Raw genomic sequence first — 8,042 nt, forward strand, 5'->3', positions numbered from 1 at the left:
TCGCTCGGCAGTCAGGGTTTCGCCACCCACACTCCGTGTCTGCCATAGGCCTGCCAGCCCCAGGCCACCCAGCGCAGTAACCGGTTGGCGAGCCAGAGCGCCCAGATAAGCATCACGGCGCGATAGACCATCAGGTTGACACTGATCACGGTGGCAGTGGGGAAGCTGTCTGCGTCCGCCCGGTCCTGGAAGAAATTGTAGACGTGCGACCAGCTGTTATTACCGGTGACCAGCATGTTCGGGCTGGACAGCAGGCCCAGCGGAATTGCCGAGACCAGGGTGGCGAGCGTGATGAACGCACCAATCCCCAGTGCCACCTGCATCAGGTTGAATGTCAGTCGGTTCATGCCGGCGGGATCCATACGCTGCCGAAGTGCCAGCAGGAACAGGAAACCGGCGACGACCAGTACCCCGTAGCTGTTGACGGTGGACAGCCCGACCCCCAGCAGCAGCCACCCCGCCAGGCCGATGGGAATACCGGCGCCGATGCGCCGGTTCAGCCCGTGCAGTAGCAGGGCACCGAGCAGGATGACGCAGAAGACGCCCCAGTACAGCATGGCGGGGCCGATCGCCGGCCCGCTCAGGTACAGCGGCCAACGGTCCTGCGGCAGGGTGTAGGCAAGCGAAATGTTGCTGGCTCCCCCGGGCAACACGACCTGGGGCGTCTCACTCCACCAGCCGCTGCCACCGTCCTGCTCGAAGGTCAGGCTGATGTGCTGATGGCCGGGCTGCAGGGCCACGGTGACGGTATTACTCTCGGGAAGGTTGAGGTCGTTGCCGTTGCGGCTCAGCGCCGTCACACGGCTGCCGGAGGGCAGCGTCAGGGCATAGTCCTGCCCCATGCTGGCCTTGATGTTCAGGGCGAGCTGACTCTGCCGAACTGCAGTGCCCGCCTGGAAGGACAGCTTTGCTCCCTCGACGGTGAAGGTCGGGCCGGCGACGCCCTCCGGCCGCTCGAACTTCAGTACCAGCGATTCCCCTGGCCAGGGTTTCCACAGTGGCTGCAGGCTGTCGGCACCGCCGAGCGGGCGGGTTGGCGGCAGGCCCTCGTGACTCAGTCGCCACAGCGCCGAAGGACGCAGGCGCCAGGTCTCGACATAGTGATCCCCGCTGGCGGCCTGCAGTTGCAACTCGCTCACCGGGTTGATGCTGGACTCCCAGCTGACCTGCTGCTGGCGATCGCTGAACTGCAGCTGTGCCTTGCCGCCGGCGAAATTCACCGCGCTGGACAGGGGGCGCTCCAGGTCCAGCAGGGGAACCTCCACGGCCACCGGCCCCGCGGCCGGTGCCAGCCGCGTGACCCGGGTCACGACCCGCCACTGCAGCCCGATGTGGAATTCGCGGTGCACGGCGAAGAAGGCCTCAATGGGGTCCGGCTTGATGCGCTTGCCGGCCTCTGCCCGGGCCGCCGACAGGGCGCGCAGGGACAGCGTGCCCGAGGGCACACGGCCATCCACCAGGCCACTCAGCTGCCAGTCGCTGCCGCGGGTGCTCAGGTTGTGGATTGCCACGGGCAGGCTCACGCTGGCCGTGTCTCCCTGCAGCGGACCGCCCAGGCTGATGATATGGTGGCCCCGGGTCAGCCGCACAGACAGGAATCCGTCGTGCAGGCGAGCACTGGCGTCGGCACCGTTCACCTGCAGGGTCGTCACCTGCCAGCCCTCGCGGGGGGTGGGCAGCTGCAGCAGCATATCGGCGGCCGCATAGGCGCTGAAGCCAATGGTGAGCGCATTGCGTTCGGTGGTGATGACGCCTTCGTCGAGGGCGACGCAGTGCGGCGTGCAGGTCGGCGGTTGCAACAGCCGCTGTTCCAGTTCCTGCAGCAACGCGGCGGGCGGGAAATCCTGCGCCACGGCCGGCGCAGGCAGGGCGGGGAGCAACAGGCCCACTGCCAGGGCCAGTGCAGCGGCGCCGACGGATGGGTTGCCGACGCCGTTCCCGTCGTCTGCCGGCGGGGCGCGCAGCGCGTGCAGCAGTGCCTGCATCAGCAACCCGGCATAGGCAAGGGTCAGCAGCACACCCACCACCCGCCACAGCCGCGTCAGCCATGGGGGGCTGTACAGCACCGAGAGCCGGGCACCTTCCGGCACCGGGCTGCCGGAGCGCAGCTGTACCGTGTTCCACAGCCAGTTGGGCGCACCGGGTCCGGTTTGTACGCGGTCGGTGTCCCCCAGCAGGTAGGCGGTTTCGGCGGAGCCCGGGGGCGCGCCGGCGCTGAATACTTTGCCTGCCACCGCGGATCGTTGTGCCAGGGCTTCGGCGCCAGCCTGCACACTGTCCGCAACGGCGGCCACTTCCCTCAGGTCAAGATCGTGGTTGGCGTCGGGGTGGACACCGAGGTCGTTGCTGTAGTCATAGACCCCCACCGCGCTGCGCTCCAGTGAGGGGTAGATGGCGAGGCGGAAGTTGCTGATCGAGAACGCCACCAGCGCCAGCGCCAGCGCGGCTGCGATGCCGGTGACGGTGGCTGCAATGGCGATGCTGCGCCGCATGCGGCCCCGGGCAACGGCAGCGAGGGGCAACAACAACAGCAGGGTTGCCAGCAGCGCAGTGGGCATGCCCGGCTCATGGTAGCCGGCCAGCAGGGCGACGCCCGCCAGCGTCGCGGCCTTCACACCCAGCAGTTTGCGTGTGGCAGCGACCATCACCAGCACCAGGAAGATGTCCCAGAGGTCCCAGTCACTCAGCCAGGTGCCCTGCACGCCTTCCACCCCGGAAGCGTGCAGGATGCGCCAGCCGGGCGGGATGTGCAGCGTTGCATCGAAGCTGTCGGCGCGGCTTTGCCAGCCCGTTGCCGAAAAGTCTGTGGGGGATGCAATGCGGGTGACCGCTTGCAGCGCGATGTCCGGGCTGCGGATCTCGACCCCCTCGGTGTCGGCATGCCGCGTGACCAGTACCGGCAGGCCGGACACGCTGGCGCTGCCGAGCTGTGTGTCGGTCTGCGCGTTCAGCCGCCAGTCACTGCGCATGGCCCCGGTCACCTGCTCCACGCCGGTGAGGGCGGTGCCGTCGAAATCCAGCCACAGGTTTCTGTTCACCGCGAGGCTGTTACTGGGGGGGGACTGGTCGCCACGGTATTCCGTGGTGAGCTGCAGAGCGTCGTCAGCGCTCAGGCGCCAGGCCGGGAGTTCTTTCCAGTCCTCCGGAATCGGTGCCTGCGACGTGTCGATGCCGGGCGCCCCGGAGAGTTTCACCTGTCGCAGGTTGCTGTCAGCGGCAAAGCTCAGGTACTCCACGATTGGCCAGGGCGCGCCGTGCTGGGTGGCGGCAAGCTGGTCTGCGGGCCGCAGAAAGCGCGACACCGTCGTAATGGTGTGCCGTCCCGCGGTCAACTGCACGCGCAGGTCACCGTTGTTCTCGACGCGGGCGGGCAGCGGTGAGTCGATGTCCATCAGCGCGGTGCCTGGCCAGGCGAGCTGGCCGGTCTGTACTTCTCGCGGTTCGCCGCTGACGGTCATCACCACGCGTGTTTCCAGCGTCATCGGTACGCCGTCTGTCAGCTTGCGAAACACCTCGATGTCCAGTGAGTTGTTTTCTCTCGCCGCGGTGGTTGCTCGGTCGCGGTTCAGCAATACCTGTTTGCCGCGACGCTCTGCCGGTGCCGCCTGGCCACCTTCGGTGACGCTGACCAGGGCAATCGAGTCCGGCACAGGAAGGGCCGCAGGGCGTCGCTGCCAGCGGAACTGCCCGCTGATCCGGTGCTTGCCGCGCGCCAGCAGCGCCTGCGGTTGGCCGGCCTGGTCGAGCACGGCGGCCCGCGCCCCATTTACGGTAACGTTCAGCGGCCAGACGCCGGGGCCGCCGGGTAGCGGTGCCAGCGCATCCTCCTGGAACACCTCGACCTCGTACGTGAAGAGCAGGCCCTGAGGCTGCACCTCAAGGTTGAGCCGGCCGGGCCAGAGACAGGCGCGCTCTGGCGTGTCTGCGAACACCCAGGGACAGGCGCTGTCCGGGTGCTTCTCGAGTAGCCAGGCCTCCCAGCGGGCCAGGGACGCAGGGTCAGCCGCCGCCTGCAGACTGACCAGCAGCATGACCAGGCAGGTCAGCGATCTGAATACGGCGTGGGGCATGTGGATCTCCGGCGCAGGGACTTTTATACCCTAAACATAGCACCCGGCGCGGGTACCGCGCTGCGATTTTCGCGCGCCGCGGGGGGATCAGACGCTCTGCCGGTCCTGCGCCAGCGTGTCGAGATACTCGGTCACGCCGCAGATGCGGCTGTCCCGCAGGGTGAAAACAATGCAGTAATCGTTGCGATAGGGGTTGCCGTTGGCGAGCCGGGCCTGCATGGAAAACAGCGCGGCCACCCGGGTCTGGTCGGCAATCAGCGGCTGCAGGGTGATGGCCATGCTGCCGGCTTCGTAAACCCCCACCCCGCTGTGCAGCAGGTCCATGACCGCCGCATGGCCCACCCGCGGGTTGGGCGTGATATGGGGGTTGCTGGGCGGTACCTGCCAGGTCACATCGTCGCTGAAGAAGTCCGCGAGGTCGCGATCATCCGCGAGGCCCTGGAGCACGGCGAAATAGTGTTCGATGACGGCCCGGTTGGCCTCCGCCGGGTTGAGCGCTTGCGCCATCCTTCAATCCTTGTTTTTGTGCGCCTTGGTGTCTTCCATCCAACCAATCGTCGGGGCTGCAGGGTGAAGACCACACAAGTATCGTTGATTGTGCGCTTAGATCAAGCTCCGCTGTCCCGGGAGACGCGGGGCTTCACAGTCTCCCTCGTGCTGTTAGGATGGTGGCAACCGGCCGCGGTGAGCAGTTCTCACCGGGCGCGTGAACGCATTGCAGGAGCCCGCTGATGTTGAGACGTTTCCTTTTCGCCGCAGGTATGGCGGTTATTGTGGGCGGCTGTTCCACAGGCAAGGTGCCGGTTTCTGCCGCGGCTATTGATCCCGCGCGCCTTGAGGCGATGGTCAAGGTGCTGGCGTCAGACGCCTTCGAGGGGCGCGCACCGGGCACGCCGGGCGAGGATAAAACCGTCGCCTACCTCATTGAACAGTTTCAGGCCATCGGCATCCAGCCGGGCGGCCGGGACGGGCAGTGGACACAGGCCGTGCCCATGATGCGCACCTTCCTCGAATCGCCGCAGTTGGCGTTCACTTACCCGCAAGGCCAGCTACAGTTGGTGCAAGGTGAGAATATAGAGGTCAGCACCGTGCGGGCAGCGGAGCACATCCACGCCGAGGAAGTGCCGCTGGTGTTCGTCGGTTTTGGCGTGACGGCCCCGGAGCGAGACTGGGACGACTACGGTGACATCGACCTGACGGGCAAGATTGCCGTGTATCTGGTGAACGACCCCGACTTCGCTGCCGAGCCCGGTGAGCCTGTTGCCGGGCGCTTTGGCAATCGCCGCATGACCTACTACGGCCGCTGGGCCTACAAGTACGAGGAGGCCGCGCGGCGCGGGGCCCTGGGCGCACTGGTGATCCACGAGACCGAAGCGGCGGGTTACGACTGGAGCGTGGCTGCGGCCGGTGCCGGGGAGCGCGTGGCGCTGGCCAGGAATGCAACGGGCCCCGCGCCGATCGCGTTACAGGGTTGGCTGCATGAAGGCGCCGCCACGGAACTGCTGGCCATGGCGGGACATGACCTGGCGACACTTCGCAGCGCGGCGCGGCAACCGGATTTCTCCGCGTTCGAACTCGACGGGGTGCAATTCCGTGTGCACTCGGACGTCACCGTGACCCGCTTCGACAGCCGCAACGTGCTGGGCCTGTTGCCGGGTTCCGCACGGCCTGATGAGGTGCTGATGGTATCGGCACACTGGGACGCCTACGGTGAGGGGCCACCGGACGCGCAGGGTAGAACCGTGCGTGCGGGCGCCAACGACGATGCCCTGGGCACGGCGGGTGTGCTGGAGATCGCCCGGGTGCTGCAGGCGGGCCCGCCGCTGGAGCGCAGCGTGGTGTTCGCGCTGTGGACCGCGGAGGAATCCGGCCTCGTGGGGTCCCAAGCCTACGCTGTGGACCCGATCTACCCTCTGGAGACTACGGTAGCCAACTTCACGCTGGACATTCTGCAGACGGCCGGTGCCGCGCGGGATGTGATTCTCGTCGGTGAGGGGCAGAGCAGTCTGGAGGACGATCTGGCGCGGGCTGCCGCAGCGCAGGGGCGTTACGTGACGCCCGAGAACCTCCCTGAGAACGGCCTGTTCTACCGCGCTGACCATTTTTCCCTGGCGCGCGCCGGTGTGCCTGTGCTCCTGCTGATGGGCATTGCCGGTGGCGCCGACCTGGTGGAGGGCGGTCGTGCCGCGGGCAACCAGTGGATCGCCGACTATGTCGGCAACTGCTATCACAAGCCCTGTGATGCCTGGTCGCCCGACTGGGACCTGAGCGGAGCGGTGCAGGATATCGAGCTGTTTCGCCGGATGGTGGAGGATCTCGGCAACGCGCGCCGCTGGCCGGAATGGCGCCCCGCGTCCGAGTTCAAGGCCGTGCGCGACAGCAGCGCCGCGGCGCGAGGACGGGTGAACCGATGGTGACCCGGCAGCAGGTGCCGCGCCGGGGCCTGCGGAATTACACTTCATTGCCACTGGAACCGGGGGAGCGTGAACATGTCGCCTGCAAAAACGTTTGAACAGGTGCGCGCCGAACAGCTGGAGTACAACGCCAGGCGCGAGTCGGGCTACCGCGAACGTGCGTTAAAGCTGTTCCCCTGGATCTGTGGCCGCTGCGCCAGGGAGTTCGATCGCAGAAACCGGTCGGAACTCACCGTGCACCATGTAGACCACAACCACGACAATAACCCGGGTGATGGCAGCAATTGGGAATTGCTCTGTCTCTATTGCCACGATGAAGAACACAGCAAGTTCGAGGCGTACGTGCGCTACGGCAGCAGCCAGGCAAGCAAGGGCAAAGCGGCCACTCACCGGCCGTTTGCGGATTTGAAGTCGAACCTGGAAGGCAGCAAGGATTGAATGATGTCTGCGCGAGTCGCTCAGTCAGTGGCCTGGCGTGGGCTGGTTCGCAGAAAAGTTGTTTTTTCTGCAACATAGCTATCAAGTGTTGGGTTTATTGTAACAGGAGTTTAGGCGCTCGGTCTCCTGAAAAGGTGGGGTCGGGGTCCCTTCGATTTTATTTGTATTTAAAATCAATGGCTTATAATTTTTCTTGGCGACATCTGCAAAGTTGGCATCGTTTCTGCAATACCTATGGCAAGGAGCTGCAAACAGCGACTCCCAACCAAACAGACACCCGAGGAGATACACCATGAGCACAATCACTGTAAACGACCTGAACGACAACTGCGCCCTGAGCAGCGAAGAGCTCGCCACCGTGAACGGTGGTTGGTACTGGCTCTACCAGCCTGCCTACAGCTACTTCTACAACCCCTTTGTGTCGTCGCTGCAATCTTCCTGGGCCGCACGCGGCGCCTCGTTTGATACGCAGCACAACAACTTCATCAGCTTCCTGCGCTCCTGAGGCGCAGCGAAAAACCCAACCCGCCCTTGTGGCGGGTTTTTTTATGGTTGCGCCAGGCATGGCGCTGTTTCGGTTCAGGTGGAGCTGGCCGGATGACTTGAATGCGCAAGTCGTCTGTGGGCCCGGTAAGGGGAGCCACCAGCCCGAACGGCACCAAAAGCAGGCGCTTTCGGCGAGGGTGTCCATCAGGAGGCGGAATCTCCGGGGCGCCGGCCGGAAGTAAGCCGAAGGCAAACCACTAGGCCCGACGAAGACCAGGCGTCCCCCAGTAATCGCATAGGAGGCGACCGCAGCGGGTGAGAAGGCACATATCTCCAAGGCCCGCTGCCTACGACGGGTTGCTGACCTGAACTAACAGCCCTGAAACGCCCGCCCACATGCTCCTAGACCCGATCCATGCATCGAACTCAGCAGTTGGGTCTGGCTAAAAGTTTCCAAGTAGCCAACACCGTGAAAAAGTGGTGTGCAAAGAAACATTCAGTGCTGTTCACGGCGTCCGCCGCCAGCTTCCAAAAACGCGAGAGAAAAATAAATCGTTAATTTACAGTGGGTTAAAAATTATTTCGGCTGAAATTGCAAAGTTGGCATCGTTTCTGCAACACCTATGGCAAGGAG

General features: G+C 65.0%; 5 protein-coding genes. 3 read left to right on the top strand and 2 right to left on the bottom strand.

The genetic code is table 11. The features are described from left to right. Positions 1-11: 11 nt before the first annotated feature. Together AACZ17_RS15495 and AACZ17_RS15500 are read right to left on the bottom strand one after the other, a co-directional pair. Positions 12-4,070 carry a hypothetical protein gene (locus AACZ17_RS15495; protein WP_290745447.1) on the bottom strand — a complete coding sequence of 1,353 codons (4,059 nt, stop codon included), beginning with the start codon at positions 4,068-4,070 and terminating at the stop codon, positions 12-14. Between the two features lie 87 nt (positions 4,071-4,157). Further along, on the bottom strand, positions 4,158-4,577 hold the full coding sequence (locus tag AACZ17_RS15500) for a nuclear transport factor 2 family protein (RefSeq protein ID WP_290745444.1): 420 nt from the start codon (positions 4,575-4,577) through the stop codon (positions 4,158-4,160). 224 nt (positions 4,578-4,801) lie between these two features. Here AACZ17_RS15500 and AACZ17_RS15505 point away from each other — a divergent pair, with 224 nt between their 5' ends. From AACZ17_RS15505 to AACZ17_RS15515, 3 genes are all read left to right on the top strand, one after another. Next, positions 4,802-6,487 carry a M28 family peptidase gene (locus AACZ17_RS15505; RefSeq protein ID WP_290745441.1) on the top strand — a complete coding sequence of 562 codons (1,686 nt, stop codon included), beginning with the start codon at positions 4,802-4,804 and terminating at the stop codon, positions 6,485-6,487. A gap of 72 nt (positions 6,488-6,559) precedes the next feature. Then, positions 6,560-6,922, top strand: a complete 363-nt coding sequence (locus tag AACZ17_RS15510; protein WP_290745438.1) for a YajD family HNH nuclease — start codon at positions 6,560-6,562, stop codon at positions 6,920-6,922. A gap of 292 nt (positions 6,923-7,214) precedes the next feature. Beyond that, positions 7,215-7,427, top strand: coding sequence for a hypothetical protein (locus AACZ17_RS15515; protein ID WP_339638784.1), 213 nt, complete (start codon positions 7,215-7,217; stop codon positions 7,425-7,427). Positions 7,428-8,042: the final 615 nt, after the last annotated feature.

Source organism: uncultured Haliea sp. (genome assembly GCF_963973825.1).
Classification (GTDB): Bacteria; Pseudomonadota; Gammaproteobacteria; order Pseudomonadales; family Halieaceae; genus Haliea.